The 20412-nt window shown below is 75.1% G+C and carries 17 protein-coding genes and 1 pseudogene; 13 read left to right on the top strand and 5 right to left on the bottom strand.

All coding sequences use genetic code 11. The features are described 5' to 3' along the window. Positions 1-25 precede the first annotated feature (25 nt). Both ACIQVD_RS14190 and ACIQVD_RS14185 read right to left on the bottom strand, forming a co-directional pair. A complete protein-coding gene (locus ACIQVD_RS14190) occupies positions 26-1810 on the bottom strand; it encodes an ATP-binding cassette domain-containing protein (RefSeq protein ID WP_402288983.1) in 1785 nt (594 codons plus the stop codon). Continuing rightward, positions 1807-3879, bottom strand: a complete 2073-nt coding sequence (locus ACIQVD_RS14185; protein ID WP_402288980.1) for an ABC transporter ATP-binding protein — start codon at positions 3877-3879, stop codon at positions 1807-1809. The genes ACIQVD_RS14190 and ACIQVD_RS14185 overlap by 4 nt, the downstream gene beginning before the upstream one ends. A gap of 543 nt (positions 3880-4422) precedes the next feature. Between ACIQVD_RS14185 and ACIQVD_RS14180 the strand changes: the two genes are divergently transcribed. The 8 genes and pseudogenes from ACIQVD_RS14180 (at position 4423) to ACIQVD_RS14145 (ending at position 11608) form a co-directional block, all read left to right on the top strand. After that, positions 4423-5796, top strand: coding sequence for a condensation domain-containing protein (locus tag ACIQVD_RS14180; RefSeq protein ID WP_402288977.1), 1374 nt, complete (start codon positions 4423-4425; stop codon positions 5794-5796). A 146-nt stretch (positions 5797-5942) separates the two neighbouring features. Next, positions 5943-6839 carry a diiron oxygenase gene (locus ACIQVD_RS14175; protein WP_402288974.1) on the top strand — a complete coding sequence of 299 codons (897 nt, stop codon included), beginning with the start codon at positions 5943-5945 and terminating at the stop codon, positions 6837-6839. Positions 6840-6876: 37 nt separating this feature from the next. Beyond that, the gene (locus ACIQVD_RS14170; protein WP_402288971.1) at positions 6877-7728 is read left to right on the top strand and encodes a hypothetical protein; all 852 of its coding nucleotides are present in this window, start codon (positions 6877-6879) and stop codon (positions 7726-7728) included. Next, positions 7715-8881, top strand: a complete 1167-nt coding sequence (locus ACIQVD_RS14165; RefSeq protein WP_402288968.1) for an NAD(P)H-dependent flavin oxidoreductase — start codon at positions 7715-7717, stop codon at positions 8879-8881. The genes ACIQVD_RS14170 and ACIQVD_RS14165 overlap by 14 nt, the downstream gene beginning before the upstream one ends. A gap of 35 nt (positions 8882-8916) precedes the next feature. After that, positions 8917-9297, top strand: a pseudogene (locus ACIQVD_RS14160) (holo-ACP synthase); the annotation flags it as partial. A gap of 129 nt (positions 9298-9426) precedes the next feature. Further along, positions 9427-9666 carry an acyl carrier protein gene (locus ACIQVD_RS14155; protein WP_282206433.1) on the top strand — a complete coding sequence of 80 codons (240 nt, stop codon included), beginning with the start codon at positions 9427-9429 and terminating at the stop codon, positions 9664-9666. Further along, positions 9663-10847, top strand: coding sequence for a hypothetical protein (locus tag ACIQVD_RS14150; RefSeq protein WP_402288965.1), 1185 nt, complete (start codon positions 9663-9665; stop codon positions 10845-10847). Before ACIQVD_RS14155 ends, ACIQVD_RS14150 begins: the two co-directional genes overlap by 4 nt. Before the next feature lie 14 nt (positions 10848-10861). Next, positions 10862-11608 carry a class I SAM-dependent methyltransferase gene (locus ACIQVD_RS14145; protein ID WP_402288961.1) on the top strand — a complete coding sequence of 249 codons (747 nt, stop codon included), beginning with the start codon at positions 10862-10864 and terminating at the stop codon, positions 11606-11608. 120 nt (positions 11609-11728) lie between these two features. Here ACIQVD_RS14145 and ACIQVD_RS14140 read toward each other — a convergent pair whose 3' ends face one another. Continuing rightward, complete coding sequence (locus tag ACIQVD_RS14140; RefSeq protein ID WP_402288958.1) at positions 11729-12580, bottom strand: lysozyme; 852 nt, start codon at positions 12578-12580, stop codon at positions 11729-11731. Positions 12581-12856: 276 nt separating this feature from the next. Between ACIQVD_RS14140 and ACIQVD_RS14135 the strand changes: the two genes are divergently transcribed. The 3 genes from ACIQVD_RS14135 to ACIQVD_RS14125 all read left to right on the top strand — a co-directional run bounded on the left by ACIQVD_RS14135 (position 12857) and on the right by ACIQVD_RS14125 (position 15910). After that, the gene (locus ACIQVD_RS14135) at positions 12857-13729 is read left to right on the top strand and encodes a metallophosphoesterase family protein (RefSeq protein ID WP_402288956.1); all 873 of its coding nucleotides are present in this window, start codon (positions 12857-12859) and stop codon (positions 13727-13729) included. Between the two features lie 82 nt (positions 13730-13811). Continuing rightward, positions 13812-14942, top strand: coding sequence for a winged helix DNA-binding domain-containing protein (locus ACIQVD_RS14130; RefSeq protein WP_402288953.1), 1131 nt, complete (start codon positions 13812-13814; stop codon positions 14940-14942). Positions 14943-15169: 227 nt separating this feature from the next. Then, entirely contained in the window at positions 15170-15910 is a 741-nt protein-coding gene (locus tag ACIQVD_RS14125) for a 3-keto-5-aminohexanoate cleavage protein (protein ID WP_402288951.1), read from the top strand. 485 nt (positions 15911-16395) lie between these two features. Here ACIQVD_RS14125 and ACIQVD_RS14120 read toward each other — a convergent pair whose 3' ends face one another. Together ACIQVD_RS14120 and ACIQVD_RS14115 are read right to left on the bottom strand one after the other, a co-directional pair. Continuing rightward, positions 16396-16989: a hypothetical protein gene (locus ACIQVD_RS14120; RefSeq protein ID WP_402288949.1), complete on the bottom strand. Its 594-nt coding sequence runs from the start codon at positions 16987-16989 to the stop codon at positions 16396-16398. 311 nt (positions 16990-17300) lie between these two features. Next, on the bottom strand, positions 17301-18029 hold the full coding sequence (locus ACIQVD_RS14115) for a type II toxin-antitoxin system PemK/MazF family toxin (protein WP_402288946.1): 729 nt from the start codon (positions 18027-18029) through the stop codon (positions 17301-17303). 217 nt (positions 18030-18246) lie between these two features. Here ACIQVD_RS14115 and ACIQVD_RS14110 point away from each other — a divergent pair, with 217 nt between their 5' ends. After that, a complete protein-coding gene (locus ACIQVD_RS14110) occupies positions 18247-18600 on the top strand; it encodes a PRC-barrel domain-containing protein (protein WP_400686047.1) in 354 nt (117 codons plus the stop codon). Between the two features lie 685 nt (positions 18601-19285). After that, complete coding sequence (locus ACIQVD_RS14105) at positions 19286-20320, top strand: protein-L-isoaspartate O-methyltransferase (RefSeq protein ID WP_402288944.1); 1035 nt, start codon at positions 19286-19288, stop codon at positions 20318-20320. Positions 20321-20412: the final 92 nt, after the last annotated feature.

Genomic DNA, 20412 nt, shown 5'->3' with positions numbered 1-20412 from the left:
GTCCCCGTCCCCGTCGGCGGTGGGGTCAGGCGTACACCCGGGCCTGGAGGCGGTACAGCTCCGCGTACAGGCCGCCGGCGGCGAGCAGGTCCTCGTGGGTGCCGGCCTGGGCGAGGCGGCCGTGTTCCAGGACCAGGATCAGGTCGGCCATCCGGACGGTGGAGAAGCGGTGCGAGACCAGCACGCTGACCGCGCCGGTCCGGGAGCGGGAGTCCGCGACCAGCCGGGCGAACCGTTCGAACAGGGCCTGCTCGGCTGCCGCGTCCAGTGCGGAGGCCGGCTCGTCCAGGACCAGCAGCAGCGGGTCGCGGCGCAGCAGGGCGCGGGCCAGGCCGAGCTTCTGCCACTGCCCGCCGGACAGGTCCACGCCGTCGCCGTAGCTGCGCCCGATCAGGCCGTCCAGGCCGCCGGGGACGGCGGCGGCCACCGGGGCGGCCTCGGCGGCGTCCAGGGCGGCGGCCAGGGCCGCGTCGTCGTCGATCCGGTCGAGGTCGCCGATGCCGGTGTTGTCGCGCAGGCGCAGTTCGAGGCGGGCGAAGTCCTGGAACAGGGTGGCGACCCGGCGCTGCCAGTCGGCGGGGTCGGCGGCGGTCAGGTCGACGCCGTCGACCAGGACGCGTCCGCCGGTCGGCCGGTAGAGGCCGCAGAGCAGCTTGATCAGGGTGCTCTTGCCGGCGCCGTTCTCGCCGACCACGGCGAGCGCGGTGCCGGCCGGGATGTCGAGCGTGACGTCGTCCAGCATCCGCCGGGTGCTGCCCGGGTACTGGAAGGAGACGTGTTCGAGCCGGATGCCGCGGGCCAGGACGAGCGGAGCTGACGTATCGTCAGAAGGCTTGGAGGGGAAGGGGGTCGAGGGTTTCAGGGCGTCGAGGCGGTGGGCGGTGCGGCCGGCGTCCTGGAGGACGGTGAGCAGCTGGATCGCGGTGCCGACCTGGAGCGAGAGCTGGGCGGCCAGCGTGATCACCAGGATGACGTCGCCGAGCGGCGAGACGCCGTGCTGGGCCTGCCGGACCACCAGCCAGATCGCGGCGGCGTAGCCGAGCGCGAAGCAGAGCTGGCCGCCCGCGCGCAGGGCGGCGGCCCGGGTGTGGGCGCCGCCGAGCAGGCGGGTGGTGGCGCGCCACTCGCGGTGGTGGCGGTCGAGCAGGAAGGGCGCGGCACCGGCCAGCCGGGCCTCCTTGGCGGTGGCGTGGCCGGTGGCGACGTCCAGCAGGTGGCGGCCGAGGCGCTGGTGCGGGGCGGCGGACTCCTTGGCGGCGTCCAGCAGGCGCTGGGCCCGGTGGCCGGCCAGCACCGGGACGGCCCCCAGTAGCGGGAGCAGCAGCAGCCACGGGTCGAGCAGGCCGAGCAGCACCGCCGTCAGACCCAACTGGATGGCCAGACCGGCGAGTTGCAGGGCCGCTTCGAGCGAGGCCCGGGTGCGCGGCAGGTCGTCGCGGACGAGCGCGAGCGTGTCGGCGTACCGGGGGGTGTCGAGGTCCTCCAGGCCGGGCGCGCCGTGCGCGAGGGCGACCAGCCGGTTCTGCAGCTCGACCTCGCCGAGGTCGCCGAGCTCGAAGTAGGCCAGGTGCGCGAAGTGGCCCATCATCAGTTCGAGCACCAGCAGGACGGCGGCGGCCAGGCCGAGCAGGACGGCGCTGCCGCCGTGCCCGGCGAGCGTCTCGGTGGTGAGGCCCTTCAGGCACAGGGCGATCAGCGGGGTGGCGAGGCAGCCGGCCGCCATCATGGCGGCGGCGCGCAGCAGTCGGCGCGGGTCGCACCGCCAGGCGAGGACCAGCAGGTGGCGCAGGGCCGGGATCAGGTCGGTCACCGCGGGGCCTCCTCGGCGGGCGGGGTGCCGGCGCCGGTGGCGTCCGGGGAGTCGGCGGTGGTGGCGTCGGCGTCGGCAGTGGTGGCAGCGGCGTCGGTGGCTTCGGCGTCGGCGTCGGCGTCGGCGTCGGCGGTGAAGCGTTCGGCCTGGGCGCGGAACAGGCGGGCGTACTCGCCGTCCAGGGCCAGCAGTTCGTCGTGGGTGCCGGACTCGGCGACCCGGCCGCCGTCGAGGACGACGATGTGGTCGGCGCGCCGGACGCTGGAGAAGCGGTGCGCGATGATGACGCTGGTGACGCCGCGGGTGATCTCCAGGAAACGGTCGAAGAACGCGGCCTCGGCGCGGACGTCGAGCTGGGCGGTGGGCTCGTCCAGGACGAGCAGGGAGGCGCCGTCGGCGAGGGCCAGCATGGCCCGGGCCAGGGCGACCCGCTGCCACTGCCCGCCGGACAGGTCGCTGCCGCCCCGGTAGTGCGAACTGAGCACGGTGTCCAGGCCGTCGGGCAGCGCGTCGAGCACGTCGAGGACCCCGGCCCGGTCGGCGGCGGCCCGCAGCGCGGTCCGGTCGGTGAGCCGGGCGGGCCGGCCGAGGGCGATGTTCTCGGCGCCGGTGAGCTCGTAACGGGCGAAGTCCTGGAAGATCACCGCGATCCGCCGGTGCCAGTCGGCCACCGGGCGGTGGGCCAGGTCGGCCCCGCCGACGGTGATCCGTCCGGCGGTGGGTTCGCGCAGCCGGGCGAGCAGCCGCACCACGGTGGTCTTGCCCGCGCCGTTGAGGCCGACCACGGCGGTGGAGCGGCCGGGCGGCAGCTCCAGGTCGAGGTGGTGCAGCACGTCGGGGCCGTCGGGGCGGTAGCGGAAGGAGACGTCCTCCAGCCGGATCGTCCCGCCGGTCGGCACCCCGTCCCCGGCGGTGGCGGTGCCTCCGGACGCGTCGGCGGGTGCCGGTGCGCGGGACGGGCGCTGTTCGAGGGTGCGCAGGGCGTCCTCGGCGGTCAGCCCGTACAGGGTCTGCATGTCGCTCTCGGGGAAGAACACGCCGAACCGCATCGGCACCAGCACCGCCTGGAGGGCGGCGGAGAGCTGGAGCAGCGTCAGGGTGTGCGCCGCGCCGCCCCGGGCGAGCAGGGCGAGGGCCGCGCCGCCGCCGAGCAGGCCGACCGCGGCCAGGCCGAGGAAAGGGCGGAACAGCAGGCGGCGGCGGGTGGCCCAGAGCGGTTCGAGGTAGCGGCGGGCCTCGGCGGTGTGCCGTTCGCGCAGCCAGGGGACCAGGCCGAGCATCCGGGCCTCCTTGGCGAGGCCGGTGCCGGTGGCGGTCCTGCGCAGGTACGCCAGGCGCCGGCGGCGGCCGGTCATGGTGGCGCGGGCCGCACCGAAGCGGCTCAGCGCGCCGCGCTGCCCGGCCCGGATGACCAGCGCGGCGGCGGTCACCAGCAGGGCCGGGAGCCAGCCCAGGGCGATGCCCACCACGGTGGCCGCGCCCAGCAGTTGGGCGTAGCGGGCGAGCAGGCCCAGGGTGCCGGCGGCGGCCTCGCCCGGGGTGGGCGAGAGGCGGTCGAAGCCGCCGCGGGCCTCGGCGAGCAGGTCGAGGACGTCCTGCTCCTCCAGTTCGGCACTGTCCAGGCCGTCCAGGGCGCAGGCCATCAGGTCGGCGATCCGGGCGCCGTCGACCTGCCGGGCCACCAGTTCGCCGACCAGGGACTGGAACGGGGCGAGCGCCTGGTGCAGGACGAACGCGGCGGCGGCGATCAGCAGCGCCGCGGTCGGCCCGCCGCCGCCGGTGCGGGCGGCGGGCAGGGCGGCGATCAGGTGGCTGGTGGCGGCGATGAAGCCGATCGGCAGCAGGCCGACCGCCAGGTGCAGCACGGTCGCCCCGGCCAGCAGGGCCGGGTGCAGCAGGCGCAGCAGCCGGGCGGCGGCCAGCCGGTGCCGGACGCGGCGGCGCAGCCGTTCCGGCAGGCCGGGGGCGGGCGGGGCTCCGGCCGCCCCCGGCCCGGGCCCGGAGGGCGGGGAGGGTGCGGCGGGCGGGGGAGGCGCGGCGGGTGCGGACGGCGGGGCGGGAGAGGGCACGGGCGGGTGCCTCCGGGTTTCGGTGGGTCTCGTCGAACGGGACGGGGTGCGCCCGGGAGCGCCGCGGGGCGGAGGGGCGGCGCGGGGCGGGAACGCGGGAGGGTGCCCGACAGCCGGGACGTCGATGTCGCCGGGGGGCACGGGTCCCCGAGTCTGCTGCAGGGCCGTCAAGTCCGTCAAGAATTCACCTGACAGTCACTCGGAGTTGGTTGCGAACGACGGCGGAAGCGTGGGCGAGTCTTCCGTTTGGTCTAGACATTTGATCGACATCCGGGCTAGCGTCCTGTCCGGATCGGGACCGGCCGGACACCGCCGGTACTCGTTCTCCTTGCGCTCGACGGGGGTTGGCGCATGTTCCCGGGCTGCGGCAGGCCCGCTGCCGGGAGGGTTGTTCCGCCGCGCCGCCGCGCCCATCAGGCCGGCCGCCCGGAACGCATCCCCCGGTCGCACGCCCCGTTTCCGCCCGGCCGTCGCCTCCTTCCCGCCGACGGCCCTCGTCCGCGCGCCGTCCCACCGGCGCGTACCGGAGAGGAACCCGCTGCTGTGGAGAGCGTTGACACCCGTACGGTGGCCTACCGCGGTGCCAGGACCGGCACCGCGCCCATGACCTGGGGCCAGCGCGCGATCTGGAAGTCCATCCGCTGGCTGGACGAGGGCGCCCACTACTTCAACATCCGCCGGATCGCCCAACTGCCGGACGGGACGAGCCAGTTGCAGGTGGACGCGGCGATCGTCGCGCTGCTGGAGCGGCACGAGGCGCTGCGCACCACCTTCCACGAGGGCGCCGACGGCTGGCGCCAGCACCTCACCGACACCGGCACCCTGCGCTACTCCGTGGTCGACGCCGCCCCCGGCGCCGCCGCGGACACCGCCGCCCGGGTCGCCGACGAGCTGGTCGCCCGGACGTTCCGGCACACCGAGGAGATCCCGTTCCGCTGCGCCCTGGTGCGCGACGGCGGCCGGCCCGCCCACCTGGTGCTGGTCTTCTCCCACCTCGGCGTGGACTTCTGGGCGGTGCGCGAACTGGAGCGCGACCTGCGGGAGTTGCTCGCCGGGGAGCAGGGCCCCGCCCCCGACTGGCAGCCGCTCGACCAGGCCGGGTACGAGAGCGAGGGGGAGGGCGCCCGGCGCGGCGCCGCCGCCGTCGAGCACTGGCGGCGCACCCTGGAGAAGACCCCGCCCGCGCTGTTCCCGCCGGTCGACGACCAGGGGCGCCCCGAACGCTTCGTCCGCCTCGGCATGGACTCCCCGGCCGCCGCCGTCGCCGCCACCGCGATCGCCGAACGCTGCCAGGTCTCCACCGGCACCGTACTGCTCGCCGCCACCGCCGCCGTGCTCGGCGCCTGGACCGGGCACCCCCTCGTCCCGCTGCAACTGATCGCCGTGAACCGGCACGACGACCGCACCCGCCGCCTGGTCGCCGCGATGGCCGAGAACGCCCTGTTCTCCCTCGACGTCGGCACCGGCACCTTCGACCAGGCCGTCAAGCGCGCCTTCCTGGCCGGCATGAACGCCTACCGGCACGCCCACTACGACCCGATCGCCGTCGACGAGGTGCTCGACGCCGCCCGGGAACGTAACGGCGGCGTGCTGCAACTCGGCCACTTCTTCAACGACAAGCGGATGCACGACCGTTGGGAGGACCTGCCGGACGTCCCCGCCACCCCGGAGGACCTCGCGCCGCTCACCGCGAAGACCCGGATCTTCCACGTCGGCTCCTGGGAGCGCCAGGACGCGCTGTTCTTCGTCCACACCACCTACGCGCCCGACACCGCACTGCTGTACCTGATGGCCGACACCGCACTGATCCCCCGCCAGGACATCGAACGGGTGCTGCGCGCCTTCGAGGGCCTGCTGGTGGCCGCCGCCGCCGAGCCGGTCGAACTCGCCACCGTCGCCTTCGACTTCGACCGCTGAGCCGGTCGAACCCGTCGCCGTCGCTGTTGCCGTTGCCGTCGCCGCCGTTGCCGTCGCCGTCGCCGTCGCCGCTTTCGGCCGCTGAACCGCGTAGCCGCCGAGCGCGGACCGCCACCCCCCGACCGTCGCACCGAGAGGAACCCCGCATGACCACCGCCGCCCCGACCGCCGACACCGCGCCCGTCTGGGACGAGGAGGTGGCCGCCGCCGTCACCCGGCTGACCGCCGCCGCCGAGAACGAGTACTACAACCCCTACCAGACCTTCGACTGGCCCGAGCGCATCCCCGAGGGCGCCCTGTGGATGAGCGAGGACCTGCTCACCGTCCACGGCACCGCCGCAGCGGCCGAGTTGGGCCGCGAGCAGTACCTGGCGCTGTCGAAGTGGGAGAGCATCAACTTCTACAGCCTCAACGTGCACGGCATCCGCGAGCTGATGCAGGAGGTCGTCCGGCGCATCCACGCCCCCGGCTACGAGATCCCCACCCCGTTCTTCCACCACTTCCTCGGCGAGGAGAACGAACACATGTGGTTCTTCGCCGAGTTCTGCCTGCGCTACGGCGGCCGGCTGTTCCCCGACCGGTCGATGGCCTTCTCCGCCGAGAAGCACTCCGCGCGGCTCGACAACTTCGTGGTGTTCAGCCGCATCCTGATCTTCGAGCAGATCGTCGACCACTTCAACAGCAGGATGGCCGCCGACACCGCGCTGCCCGAGACCATCCGCGCCATCAACCGGGTCCACCACCAGGACGAGTCCCGGCACATCGCATTCGGCGCCCAACTGGTGCGCGCGCTGTGGCAGCGCCTGGTCGAGGCCGGGGACGAGCGGGAGACCGAGCGCGGCCGGCAGTACGTCGAGAAGTACGTCCAGTCCTCGATCCAGCAGCTGTACAGCGTCGACGCCTACCGCGACGCGGGCATCCCCGACCCGCTGGCCTTCCGCGCCCGGGTCATCGCCGACCCCGCCCGGCAGGCCGCGCACGCCGCCATCACCTCCCGCACCACCGCGTTCTACCGCCGCATCGGCGTGCTCGACGCCGCCTGAGAACCCACCGACCCCCGCGCCCAGCAAGGGAACCCGCATGAGCACCCGCACCGCCGACCTGCCCCCGCTGCGCGAGCCCGGCCCCGGCCTGGTCGTCCTCGACCCCGTCCGCGCCGCGCTGCTGACCGAACTCGACGCGCTGTTCACCGGCCTCGCCGAGCAACTGCACGCCCCCGCCGTGATCGGCCCGCCGCTGCTGCCCGCCGAAGGGCTCGCCAAGCTCGACTACTTCCGCAACTTCCCGCACCTGGGCGTCGCCGCCGCCCGCTACCAGGGCGACACCCTGGACGCCCTCGCCGCCGGGGAGCCCCCCGCCGAGCAGGGCGTCCACCCCACCGGCTACCTGCTGCCCTCCGCCACCTGCTACGGCCTGCTGCTCTCGCTCTCCGGCGCCGAGGTCGGCGACGGGCAGCGGGTCACCGCCATCGGCCGCTGCTTCCGCAACGAGGACCACTACGACGGGCTGCGCCGCCTGTGGGGCTTCCACATGCGCGAGGTGCTCTACCTCGGCACCCCCGACGGCGTGCGCGACCACCTCGCCCGCTCCAAGGAGTTCGTCCTCGACCTCGCCGCCGCCCTCGGCATCGTCCTCGACTACCAGCCCGCCAACGACCCGTTCTACGACCGCACCGGCTCGCGCGCCAAGCTGATGGCCCTCGATCCGGTCAAGTACGAGTTCCTGGCCGTCGACGGCACCGCCATCGCCTCCGTCAACCGGCACCGCAACTTCTTCGGCGACCGCCTCGGCATCACCTCCGGCGGCGAGGCCGCGCACAGCGGCTGCACCGCGTTCGGCGCCGAGCGCTGGGTGCACGCCGCGATCCTCACCCACGGCAGCGCCGACGCCGCGCTCGAACGGGTCCGCGAGGTGCGCGATGAGCGCCGCTGACGCCGGTGCCGCCTCGGCCGGTGCCGCCGTCGCCGTCGCCGCTGCGGTGGCCGCCGCCGACGCCGCCGCCGCGGTGGGCGCCGCCGCGCTCGGCGTCGAACTCCCGCTGGTCCAGGCCGGGATGGGCGGCATCGCCGGACCGGAGCTGGCCGCCGCCGTCAGCGAGGCCGGGGCGCTGGGCACCGTCGCCCTCTACAAGAGCGACCGCGCCCTGGCCGCCGCCCTGGTGGAGCGGACCGCCGCCCGCACCACCCGCACCTTCGGCGTCAACGTCATCCCCGAGGTCGCCGACCGGCTGCTCGACGAGCAGCTCGACGCCGTCCTCGACCGGGCCGACCGGCAGCTCACCGTCAACAGCTACGGCCTGCCGCCGCGCCCCTTCGCCGAACGGGTGCGCGCCGCCGGACACCGGCTGCTGGTGCAGACCGGCAGCCACCGCGACGCCCGCACCGCCGCCGGGCTCGGCGCGCACGCCGTCACCGTCCAGGGCACCGAGGCCGGCGGCCACCACCTCGGCGAGCGGCCGCTCGCCGACCTGCTCGCCGAGCTGCGCGCCGACTCCGGCTTCGACCTGCCGGTGTTCGCCGCGGGCGCCGTCGGCACCGGTGCCGACCTGCTGCGGGTCCTGGCCGCCGGGGCGAACGGGGCGATGTGCGGGACGCTGTTCGTCGCCGCCGCCGAGTCCGCCGCCCACCCCGACTACCGGCGCGACCTGATCGCCGCCGGACCGGCCGACACCGTCGTCACCGACCGCTTCTCGATCGGCTGGCCCGGCCGCACCCACCGCGTCCTGCGCAGCGCCGTCACCGAGGCACCGGCGCCGCTGCCCTCCGCACTGATCGCCTGGACCACCGTGATGGGCAGCCGGCGCCCCGTCCCGCGCGGCTCCGCCGCCGCACCCACCGCGGAGGCCGAGGGCCGGGTCGGCGAGATGGCCCGCTACGCCGGACTCGGCTGCGGCGCCGTCACCGCCGTCGAACCCGCGGCGGCGATCCTCGCCCGCCTGCGCGAGCAGTACGCGCGGGCGAGGGACTCGGCGCAGGTGCGGGTGCGGGTGCAGGTACAGGTAGAGGCACAGGTGCAGGCAGAGGCGCAGGTGTCGGCACACGCCCCGGCGCGGGCGCAGCCGCCTGCGCCGGTCGCGGCCCGGTGACCGGGGAGGACGCCCTGCGGGCGGCCCTGCACCGGATGCTCGGCGACACCCCCGACGGGACCGACCCCCGGCTGCGGGTCGGCGTCGACCTGGTGCACGTCCCCCGCGCCGCCGCTGTCGCCCGCCGCCACGGCGAGCGCTGGCTCGCCGACCAGTTCACCCCCCGGGAACGCGAACAGCTCGCCGCCGCCGACGGCACCCCCGACGCCACCCTGGCCGGGCGGCTCGCCGCGAAGGAGGCGTTCCTCAAACTGCTCGCCCCCGACGGCGAGTTGATCCGCTGGCGGGACATCGAAGTGCTCCGCGGCCCCGGCGGCGCCCCCGCCGTCCACCCGCACGGCACCGCCCTGCGCCGGCTGCGCGCCGAACGCCTCGCGCAGTGGACGCTCAGCATCACCCACGAGGGCGAGTGGGCGATCGCGGTCGCCGCCGCCCTGACCGACACCCCCCTTCCCTCCCCGACCACCTCCCTTTCCTCCCCGACCACCTCCCGCCCGTCCGACACCCCCCGCCCGTTCCCGACCACCCCACCGAGGAGTCACCCCGTGCAGCAGATCGCCGACTGGATCCAGGGCAAGAACCCGAAGCTCGGCCGGGAGGTCGAACCCGCCGAGGACCTCATCGAGGGCCGGCTGATCGACTCGCTCGACTTCCTGGAGTTCATCTACCTGCTGGAGAGCGTCTCCGGCCGGCCCATCGACCTCGCCGAGGTCACCGTGGACGACTTCCGGACGCTGGAGCGGATCGAGGAGCGCTTCCTCGCCCCCGCCGAAGGCGCCGCGTGAGCGGCACCGTCCGGTTCGGCAGCTGCGACGCCGAGGCCCACTGGCGCCCCGCGGAGCTGGCCACCCTGCCCGCGCTGCGCAATCCGCACAGCGAACGCCTGACCCGGGAGATGGACCAGCTCCAGGCGGTGCTCTGCGGGCCCGGCGACGTCCTGCTGACCAACCGCCAACCACCCTCCGTGTTCACCGAGTTGATGCACGCAGCCGGTTTCGGGGCCCGCCACCTCGCCGTCCCCGGCGACCCGGCGGAGCCGGTCGAGCGGCGGCTCGCCGCGCACCCCGTCCCCGGCCTGGCCGGGGCGGTGGCCGCGCCGTACGCGATGCTGCCCGGCACCGCGCCGGTGCTCGCCCGGCAGGGGCTGCGCGGGCGGCTGCCGGAGCCGGACGCCGTCCGGCTGGTCAACTCCAAGACCTGGACGACGGAACTGGGCCACCCCGGCGCCGGCGCCGTCGTCACCGACCTCGCCGAACTGCGGGCCGCGGCCGGGGCGCTGGGCCCGTGCGTGGTCAAGGACCCGTACGGGGTCTCCGGCCAGGGCAACCTGGTGGTCGAGTCGCCCGAGCGGCTCGCCTTCCTGGAGCGGCACCTGGCCCGGGAGGTGGAGCGGCGCTCGGCCCGGATCGAGCTGATCGTCGAGCCGCTGCACCGGCCCGCCGAGGACTTCGCCGCGCACTTCACCATCGACCCGTCCGGCCGGCCGCACTGGCACGGCATCCGGCAGGTGCTCAACGACGGCCACGCGTACCGGGGTTCGGACCGGCCGAGCCCCGAACTGCTGGCCCGGCTGGACCGGGCGGGCTACCGGGAGACCGCGGAGTCCGTCGCCGAGGCCGCCGCCGCGGCCGGCTACCGGGGGCCGCTGTCGGTGGACTCGATGACCACCGCCGACGGCACACTCGTCCCCGTGCTGGAGGCCAACGCCCGGCTCTCGCCCGGCATGATCGCCCAACAGCTGGACGCCCGGCTGGAGTTGCGGCTCGTCCCGATCGGCGGCGAGGGCTGGTTCGAGCGGCTGGTCAACGCCCTGGACGAGGCCCGGCTGCTGCCCGCCGCCGGCGGCCCGGGCCTGCTCCCGCTGGCCGCCGGTACGCTCGCCGCGCCGCGCGGCTGGCTGTTCCTCGCGGCGCTCGGGGACGCCGACCCCGCCCCGCTCACCCCCGTCCTGGAACGACTCACCTGAGGAGAGAGCCCGCCGTGGCCGACACCGTGTACGACGCCAGCACCGCCGCCGACTACCGGGCGGCACGTGAGATCCCCCGCGAGGGGCTGACCGCCTGGCGGGAGGCGATCGCGGAGCACGCCGCGCCGAGCCCCGGCGCCACCGTCCTCGACGTCGGGGCGGGCACCGGGGCCTTCGCCACCGCGCTGCGCGGCTGGTTCGGCGTCCACGTGGTGGCCGTCGAACCCGCCCCGGCCATGCGGGAGTTGATCCCCGTGGGGGAGGGGATCACGGTCCTCGACGGCCGGGCCGAACAGCTGCCGGTCGCGGACGCGGGGGCGGACGCCGCCTGGCTGGGCTCGGTGGTCCACCACATCGGCGACCTCGCCGCCGCCGCACGGGAGTTGCACCGCGTGCTGCGCCCCGGCGGGACGGTGCTGATCCGCAACGCCTTCCCCGGCCGGTGCGAACGCGACCTGCGGGTGCGGTACTTCCCGGAGACCGCCGCCGGGATCGCCGACTACCCGACCGTGGAGCACGTCACGACGGCGTTCGAGGCGGCCGGGTTCACCCCGGTCGCCCTGCGCTCGCTGCCGCAGCGCTCCGCGCCCACCCTGGCCGCGTTCGCCGCCGGACTGCGCCGCGACGCGGACAGCAAGCTGCGCGCCCTGCCCGACGAGGCGTGGCAGGCCGGGCTCGACCGGCTGCGCCGGGCGGCCGCCGAGCGACCGGAGGAGGAGGCCGTCAGCTGGATGGACCTGCTGGTGCTGCGCCGCGACTGAGCATCCCCGCCCGTCCGCCCGTCCGCCCGTCCGCCCGTCCGCAGCCGGTGCGGGGCGGAGTCCGGCTGCGGACGGCTGTGGACGGCTGCGGGCGGGCGGGGCGGGCGGGGGTGCGGTGGGTCAGCCGTTGGCGAGGGCCTGGATGCGGTCGAAGGCACCGTTGAAGTAGTTCTGGTCGCCCGGCAGGGTGCCGGAGTCGGAGTACTGCCAGATGGTCTGGTAGGACCAGCCGGCCGGCAGGGTGCCGACGGCGGAGGCGTAGCGGGCTATCCAGAGCGGGTTGGTGGCGCCGAAGGAGGAGTTGTTGCCGGTGCAGGTGGTCCACCAGTCGGTGGTGGTGTAGATCGTCGGGTAGCGGCCGGTCTTGCTGTGCACGGTGTTGGAGAAGTCGCGGATCCAGCTGACCATCCCGGCCTGACTCAGGCCGTAGCAGGTGGCGCCGTACGGGTTGTACTCGATGTCCAGGGCGGGCGGCAGGGTCTTGCCGTCCTTGGACCAGCCGCCGCCGTGGCCGACGAAGTAGGTGGCCTGGGTGGCGCCGCTGGAGACGTTCGGCAGCGCGAAGTGGTAGGCGCCGCGGATCATCCCGACGTTGTACGAGCCGCTGTACTGCTGGGAGAAGTACGGGTTGGTGTAGCTGGTGCCCTCGGTGGCCTTGACGTAGGCGAACCGGCCGCCGTTGGCGTACGCGGTGCTCCAGGCGACGTTGCCCTGGTAGCCGGACACGTCCATGCCCTTGGTCTGGGTGGCGGCCAGTGCTGCGAAGGTGCTCGCGGTGTCGGCTGTGTCGGCGCGGCCCTCGTGGCCGGCGACGGTCGAGCCGGCGAAGTCCCGTTCGGGGTGGAAGCCGGCGGGGGTGCCCGGCGCGGCGGCCTGGGCGGGGACGGCGGCGACGGCGCCGACGAGCAGGGTTGCGGACGCGGCCGCGGTGGCGGCGCGACGGAGCATCCGGGTGGTGCCGGAAGCGGGCATGACGACTCCTCAATCCGGTGGCGGCGGCCGGATCGGCCGCATGCCGAGAAGATATAGTCATGGCCCCGTCAGTCAACAGAGTGTTGAAACTACACATCGAATGACCGTATGTAGAGCGAACATCCATACATGTGACAACTGAACACCCGTGGTTCCGCCGGGCGTTGACGCGCCGACCGGAGAACGGCCCGCTGGCGCGCCCCACCGCCTCGGCGGTAGCGTGTCAACGCGCGTCCCGCTGCCGGGACGCCGGGCCGAGACGAGGACGGGGGAACGGTGCCGGACGGACGCCTGCTCGCGGTGAGCGACCTGCACGTCGGCGTCGCCGACAACCGCGGCACCCTCGAAGCGCTCCACCCCACCGGCCCCGACGACTGGCTGATCGTCGCGGGCGACGTCGCCGAACAGGTCCGCGACGTCGAGGCGACGCTGCGCTTCCTCACCGGCCGCTTCGCCCAGGTGATCTGGACGCCCGGCAACCACGAACTGTGGAGCACCGCGCACGACCAGGTCGACCTCCCCGCCCCCGCCCGCTACCAGCTCCTGGTCGAACGCTGCCGCGCCCTCGGCGTCCACACCCCCGAGGACCCGTTCCCGGTCTGGCGGGGCCCCGGCGGCCCGTACGCCGTCGCCCCCGTCTTCACCCTCTACGACTACAGCTGGCGGGTGCCCGGCGTCGCCGACAAGCAGCAGTCGCTGGCCCGCGCCCACGAGAACGGCGTGGTCTGCACCGACGAGTACCGGATCGACCCGGCGCCCTACGCCGGCGTCGACGACTGGTGCCGCGAACGGGTCGAGGCCACCGAGAAGGCGCTCGCCGCGCACGACCCCGGCCTGCCGCTGGTCCTGGCGAGCCACTGGCCGCTCGACCGCCGCCCCACCGACATCCTGCACTACCCCGACTTCGCCCAGTGGTGCGGCACCGACCGCACCGCCGACTGGCACCGCCGCTTCAACGTCGCCGCCGTGGTCTACGGCCACCTGCACATCCCCCGCACCACCTGGTACGAGGACGTGCGCTTCGAGGAGGTCTCGATCGGCTACCCCCGCGAGTGGCGCCGCCGCGGCCACCCGCGCGGACTGCTCCGCCAGATCCTCCCCTACCCCGGCCCGCCCGAGCAGCCCGTCCCCGCCCCGCCCGCGCCCTGAACGCCCCTGCCCCGGACGGCCGCTGACAGTGCCGACGGCTAGGGTCGGTGCCCTCGGGAACCGGCACGGAGGGGGACGCGCGGTGGGCGGAGTCGAACTGACGGCGGACCAGGTGCTGGCCTGGCGCCTGCGCCGCCAACACCTCGGCACGGCACCGCCCCCGGACGGGCCGGTCGCCGTGGTCGAACGCCTCGCCGGGGTGCAGGCCCAGGTCCCGGCCGCCGCCGAACTCGCCGTCGCCCTGCGCACCGGCCCCGGCGCCGCCGCGCAACTGCGCACCGCCCTCGCCGACGGCCGTCTGCTGCGCACCTGGGCCCAGCGCGGCACCCTGCACCTGCTCGACCCCGCCACCGCCGCCGACGCACTGGCCCTGATCGGCTCCGCCCGCACCTGGGAGAAACCCGCCTGGACCAGGGAGTTCGGCGCGACCCCGGCCCAGGTCGCCCAGCTGGTCGAAGCCGTCGCCGAACTGCTCGACGGCACCGTGCTGACCAGGGAGGAACTGACCGCCGCCCTCGCCGCCGATCCCCGGTTCGCCCCGCTGGCCGAACAACTGCGCTCCGGCTGGGGAACGCTGTTGAAACCGCTCGCCTGGCAGGGCGCACTCTGCCACGCGCCCGCCCCCCACGGCCGGACCGCCTTCACCCACCCGGCCAACCACAGCCCCACCTGGCCCGGCCTCCCCCCGGTGGACCAGGCCGGCCCGCGCCTGCTCGCCGCCTACCTCGGCGCGTACGGCCCGGCCGACCTGGACCGGTTCGACGCCTGGCTCTCCCGCAACAGCCTGCGCCGGAGCGTCCTCAAGGGCTTCGCCGCCGCCCTCGGCGACCGACTGACCGAAGTCACCGTCGACGGCACCCCCGCCCACGCCCTCACCGAACACCTCGACGACCTCGCCACCACCGCCCCCACCACCGGCTCGGTCCACCTGCTCGGCCCCTTCGACCAGTACGTCCTGGGCCCGGGCACCAAGGCCACCGAAATCCTCCCACCCGCCCACCGCCCCGCAGTCAGCCGCACCGCCGGCCGGATCGCCCCACTCCTCCTGGTCGACGGCCGCATCACCGGCACCTGGCACCAGGACGGCCCCACCCTCACCCTCACCCCCTTCACCCACCGCCCGCCCACCGAGTCCCTCACCCCGGCCCTCACCCGCCTCGCCACCGCCACGAACACCCCGGACCTGACCATCCGCTGGTCCACCGACGGCTAGCACCGCAACGATGCCTGCCGGAACGCGTCCACGGCCCAAGAGCTGACGCTCCGTCCCCACGAGCACCGCTACAGCACCAAGGCCGCCCCCCGCTCGCGCGGAGGTCTGCCCCGCCCAGCACCGGTAAGTACGGGGTGGACACCGTCCTCCCCGTGTGCGCGGGGACGGTCCCGCATCGCACCAAGCGGTTGAGCAGCCACCCAGCACTTTCTGAGAGGATCGTCCGCATGCTGCAGGTATGCCCGAACGGGGCCAGGAGCCGCGTCGAGTGCGATCGTCTCCCCCTGACCGCAACGGAGTTGGCGGCTGAGGTCCGGTCGGCGGTGCGCGCCGGGGCCGAGGACGTGCACCTGCACCCCAAGGATCCCGCGGGCCGGGACACGCTGGAGCCGGAACACGTGGCTGCCGCCGTCGCGGCGGTGCGCGCGGCGGTGCCCGGCGTCCGGATCGGTGTGACCACGGGCGCGTGGGCCGCGCCGGACCCAGAGCGGCGCGCCGCGCACGTGCGGGCCTGGACCGTGCTGCCCGACCACGCCTCGGTGAACTGGCACGAGGACGGCGCGGACCTGGTCGCCGACGCGCTGTTGGCCCGGGGGGTCGGCATCGAAGTGGGGATCTTCTCCGGCACCGACGCAGCCCGCCGCTTCCTCGCCTGGCCGAGGGCCCACCGCGCGCTGCGGGTGCTGGCCGAGATCACCGAGACGGACCCGGCAGCCGCCCTGGTCGGTGCCGAGGCGCTGCTGGACACCTTGCGGGCCGGAACGGATCTGCCGGTCCTGCTCCACGGGGAGGACGGCTCGGCCTGGCCGGTCTTGGCGATGGCCGCCGCCCGGGGCCTGGACACCCGGATCGGCTTGGAGGACGTCCTCCACCTGCCGGACGGCTCCCCCGCCCGTGACAATGCCGAACTGGTGAGGAAAGCAAGGAAGTTGATCGATGCGCAGTCCGGCGGCCGACCGTTGGCCTGAGTCGGTGCCGCCGAGGATCCGCTGTTCGCGGCCCTTCCATCCGAGGCCCTGAGCGGCCTGGTGGGCGGCGGTGAAGTCGCCGGCCAGGCGCAGGAGGTGGACGAGGCCGCGGCGGGGGCGATGCGGCTGGTGCTGTCGGTGACGCTCTGCACGCCGTGGCGGGAGTCGGTGCGGGCGCGGTGTTCGTGCTGGCGGCGGGCGAGTGCGGAGAGGGTCTCGACTGGCATGTCCGCCGCGCTGGCCGCGGTGGTGGGCGTGCCGTGCGACCTGGTGCTGCGCGGCCTGCCCCGGGACATGGACGTCAGCATCCCGCTCCAGGAGCGGACGTCCGGCTACCGCCGGGGCTGGCCGGGTCGAGGTGCGGCCGGACGTCCTGGTCCTCTTCGTCCGACTCCTGCACCGCAGCCCGGCCAAGTCCGCCAGGGGCGCCCGAGGCTGCTGACCGATCCCGCGCCCTGCCGTCCGACGCGCGACGTCGGCGGGCGTCAGCCGGTCCTCGGACGGGTGTGGGCGGCGATCCGGGCGTCGTCCCAGTCTGCGAGCCGGGCGAGGTCGTTGCCCGCCCACAGGCCCAGGGTCAGCAGCAGTTCGCGGGCGTCCTCCGCCCGGGACGCCGGACGCATGTGGTCCAGCACCGGCGCGCCGATGTGGACCAGCGCGGCGGCCGACGGCGCCCCGGGGTGCTGCCGGACCTCGAGGACCGCGGTGTCCAGGACCTCGATCGCGGTGGGACCGGCGGAGTGCGGGTGCGCCTGCCTCCCGGCGAAACGGTGGCCGAAGTCGAGCAGCCACTGCCGGGCGAGGTCGTGATCGTTGTCGAAGCGGCGCAGCAGACAGGCGGTCGACTGCAGCGCCAGGACAGCGGTGGCCAGTGTCGCCTCCGTCGCCAGGACGGCACGCCGCTCCCAGCCGTTCAGGACGGCGGTGAGCGTGTCGACGATCCGCCAGTCGGGCAGCTCGGCGCCGGTGGTGCTCCGGGCGGCCGCGTCCAGGGCGCAGGCGCGCAGCAGCCAGTGGGCCAAGTCGTCGCCACCGCTGTCGGCGGAGACTTCGGCGGCGGTGACGGGGTCGGCGGCCATGCGGTTCGCTCCTTCGGTCGTCCCCACGGACCGGTTGAGCGCGGGCAGGCCCGGCCGGAGGGGCTCAGATGCACAGACACCGTCTCTCCCCCCGCTCCCGGCCCAACCCTCACCCGGTCCGTGGAACGGCTTTTCACTCCGTAGGGGGCCGTCCCCGCAGGTGCGGGGACGGCCCTGCCCGGGCCGGGCCGATGTTGGTGGCCGTGGTGGCCGAGGGCCTGGACCCTGCGGGTGAGGTGGCTCGGGCTGGCGGGAAGGGCGGTCCGCCAGCCTGCTGCCGGCCGGAGCGGGCCTGCCCGGGCGGGCCCGGGTCAGCGGGCCGCCGACAGGTCGAGACGGTCGGTGACCTCGCGCCACAGGTCGGCCGGGCAGAGCCCCAGCGGTCGGCGGAACCCGTCGTAGGGCACGCGCAGCGGCGTGTGGTTCTGGAGCCAACTGCTCTCGTGCCCCGAACGGTTCCACCCCGTGTTGGCGATCGGCCAGTAGTGCTCGGGCAAGTCGCTCTTGTCCTGGCTGGTGATCTTCAGGACGGTCGCACCCGTCGGTCCCGCGCCGACGACCAGGCAGGGCCGGTCCTTGCCGCCGTCCCCCTCCTCGAAGGGGACGTACGCGTACCAGACCTGACCGGGCTGCGGGCGCTGTCCCGCCCGGGGCCGTGGCGGGAGCGGCGGGCGCCGCGAGCCCGGCCCCGTCCTGCCGCCACGGGGACCGCGCGGACCTCCGGCGGAAGACGGCCTGCCGCCCACGCGACGGCGCACCCTCCTCCACCACGAGGGGACGAACCACAGGGCCGCCGCGCCGGCGAGCGCGCCGACCGCGACCAGGGCGCTCCAGATTCCGTGCCCGAGGAGCAGCCGGGAGCCCAGTGCCCAGAACGCGCCGTAGCCGAGGTACAGGGCCAGGCGGACGAGCCCGTCCGGCAGGTGCGCGGGGGAATCCCCCCGTCCCGGGCGGGCACTCCTCCCGCCGGAGCTCTCGCCGGAGTTCCTGCCGGGGGCGGCGGGGGCCCCGCGGCGCCGCTTCTTCCGCTCTTCTTCCAACGTCTCTTCCTCCTGCTTCCCGGAACCGTCCCGCCGTGTCCGCGGGGCAGCGCATGCCCGGTCCGGCAGTCCGGACTCCTGCCGGTACCGCCCGGCCCGGGAGCGGGTGGCGACGCGGAGCCTCCCGGAGGGCGCGTCCGGTGCGGCATGTTCGCCGGGGACCGGGGCAGGCGGCCTGTCGTACGGAGGACCAGGCACGCCGAACGAGGAGGCAGCGATGACCGAGGCTATGTGGGGTTACGAGGGTGCCGAGGGCTACGCCGCGGGCGCGAACCTGACGGGGTACCGGGTCGAGGCGACGGACGGCCACATCGGCAAGGTCGACAAGCACACCGTGGACGTCGGCGCCGGCTACCTCGTGGTCGACACCGGCCCGTGGATCTTCGGGCGCGAGGTGCTGCTCCCGGCGGGCACCGTCACCCGGGTCGACGACCAGGAGAAGACGGTGTGGGTCAACCGCACCCGGGACGAGGTCAAGAACTCGCCCGAGTACGACAAGGACCAGCACGCCGACGACCCGGCCTACCGCCAGCAGGTCGGCGACTACTACGGCAACGGCACCGGCATCTGACCCGCCGCACCCAGGCCGATCGGGGCCCCGCGTCCGCACAGGACGCGGGGCCCCGCCCGTTCCGCACCCCGCCGGCCTCCGCCCCCTGGACTGCGCACTCACCGCCACCCCGCTCTGCCCGGCTACCTCGGCGAGCTTGTCCACGGCAGCCGCATCGCGCCGGTAACGGCTGGCGCATCCACCGGACCTGGAGCAGCGGCGGTGCCGTCAAGACGGTGCGCGTCGGCCCGCACCCCTGATCCGCCCGCCCGGTACCCCGCGCGGGCAGCGCGGGGACGGCCCTTCGCGACCTGCGGCGTTGTGACGGCTCTGCCGTTTCTTTGCCATGCCTGGTTGTTCGATGCGTTCAGGAGTCAAGGAGCGGTGTGGGTGCGCCTTGGCATGGTGGCACGACGGTACGAGGTGGGGTCCGCCGACCGGCTGGGCGGAGTGCGGAAGGTCGGCGTCAACTCGCCGACCTATCATGCGTTCTGACGCGTACCACCGCCCGGCGGCCGGTGGCGGAAGGGTGGGACGGTGGCCGGTCGGGCCGCCCGACGGCTGTCGGGGGAGGGGGAGCGCGATGGGTGAGCACGAGAAGCCGGCGCCGGATTCGGGGCAGGGGACGCCTCCGCCGGGGAACTCCGACGGCCAGGTTCCCCCGCCGCCGCCCGGCGACGGCAAGCACAAGAAGTAAGGGCCCCGGGTGGTCGCGGTCGACGGTGCCGCTGCCCGAGCCGCCGCCGAGGCGCGGCGGCGGCTGGACGGGGAGATGGCGCCCGGCGGGTTGTGGCCGGAGCGCTCGCCGTGGATCCGTGACGCGGTCGCCCGCCTCCCGCGCGACGCGTTCGCGCCCGAGCGGCTGTGGGACTGGGACGGCCATGTCTGGCAGCCGGTCGACCGCGGCTCGAAGCCGGATCGTTGGCTGGAGTTGCTGTGCGGCACCGCGCACCGCGCCGCGGTCACCCAGGTCACCGGCGGCCTGCCGACCTCCAGCCTCTCGGCCCAGGCCCTGGTCGTCGACATGCTCGACTCCCTCCGACTCGAACCCGGACAGCGCGTCCTCGAACTCGGCACCAGCCCCTCCGCGTGGAACGCCGCCCTGCTCACCCACCGCGCCGGGCCCGGCCCGGTGACCACCGTCGAAGTCGACCCCGACCTCGCGGCCGCCGGCGCCACCCGGCTCAAGACGGCGGGCCTGGACGTCGACGTGGTGACCGGGGGCGGCAGCCTCGGCCACCCGGCCGGCGCCCCGTACGACCGGGCCATCGCCACCTACGCCGTCGACCGGGTGCCCTGGGCCTGGATCGAGCAGACCCGTCCCGGCGGGCGCCTCGTCCTCCCCTGGGGCCGCCTCGGCCACGCCGCCCTCACCGTCGCACCCGACCACACCCACGCCACCGGCTGGATGCAAGGCCTCGCCCAGTTCATGCCCGACCGCACCACCACCCCACCAGGAACCCGGGACTTCGCCACCGTCCGCGCCCACACCCCGCCCTCCGGCCCCGAACAGCACACCACCCGCGACCCCGAACACCTGCGCACCGACTGGAGCCCGCTGTTCCACCTGCGCGTCGTCCTGCCCGAGTCGGTGATCACCACCGCCGTCGACCAGGACGGCGCCAGCGCCTGGATCCACGACGGCCACGAGTCCTGGGCCACCCTGTCCTCCACGCCCGAAGGCGTCTACCGTGCCCAGGGCGGCCCCCGACATCTCGCCGACCTGCCGGAGAACGCCTGAGCGGAGTGGGAGGAACTCGGTCGACCGTCGGTCTACGACTACGGCATGACCGTCACCCCGGAGCGGCAGTGGATCTGGCACGCCGACCCCGA

This window comes from Kitasatospora sp. NPDC090308, assembly GCF_044769485.1.
GTDB lineage: Bacteria > Actinomycetota > Actinomycetes > Streptomycetales > Streptomycetaceae > Kitasatospora > Kitasatospora fiedleri.
This window is presented reverse-complemented; position numbering and strand designations above follow the sequence as displayed.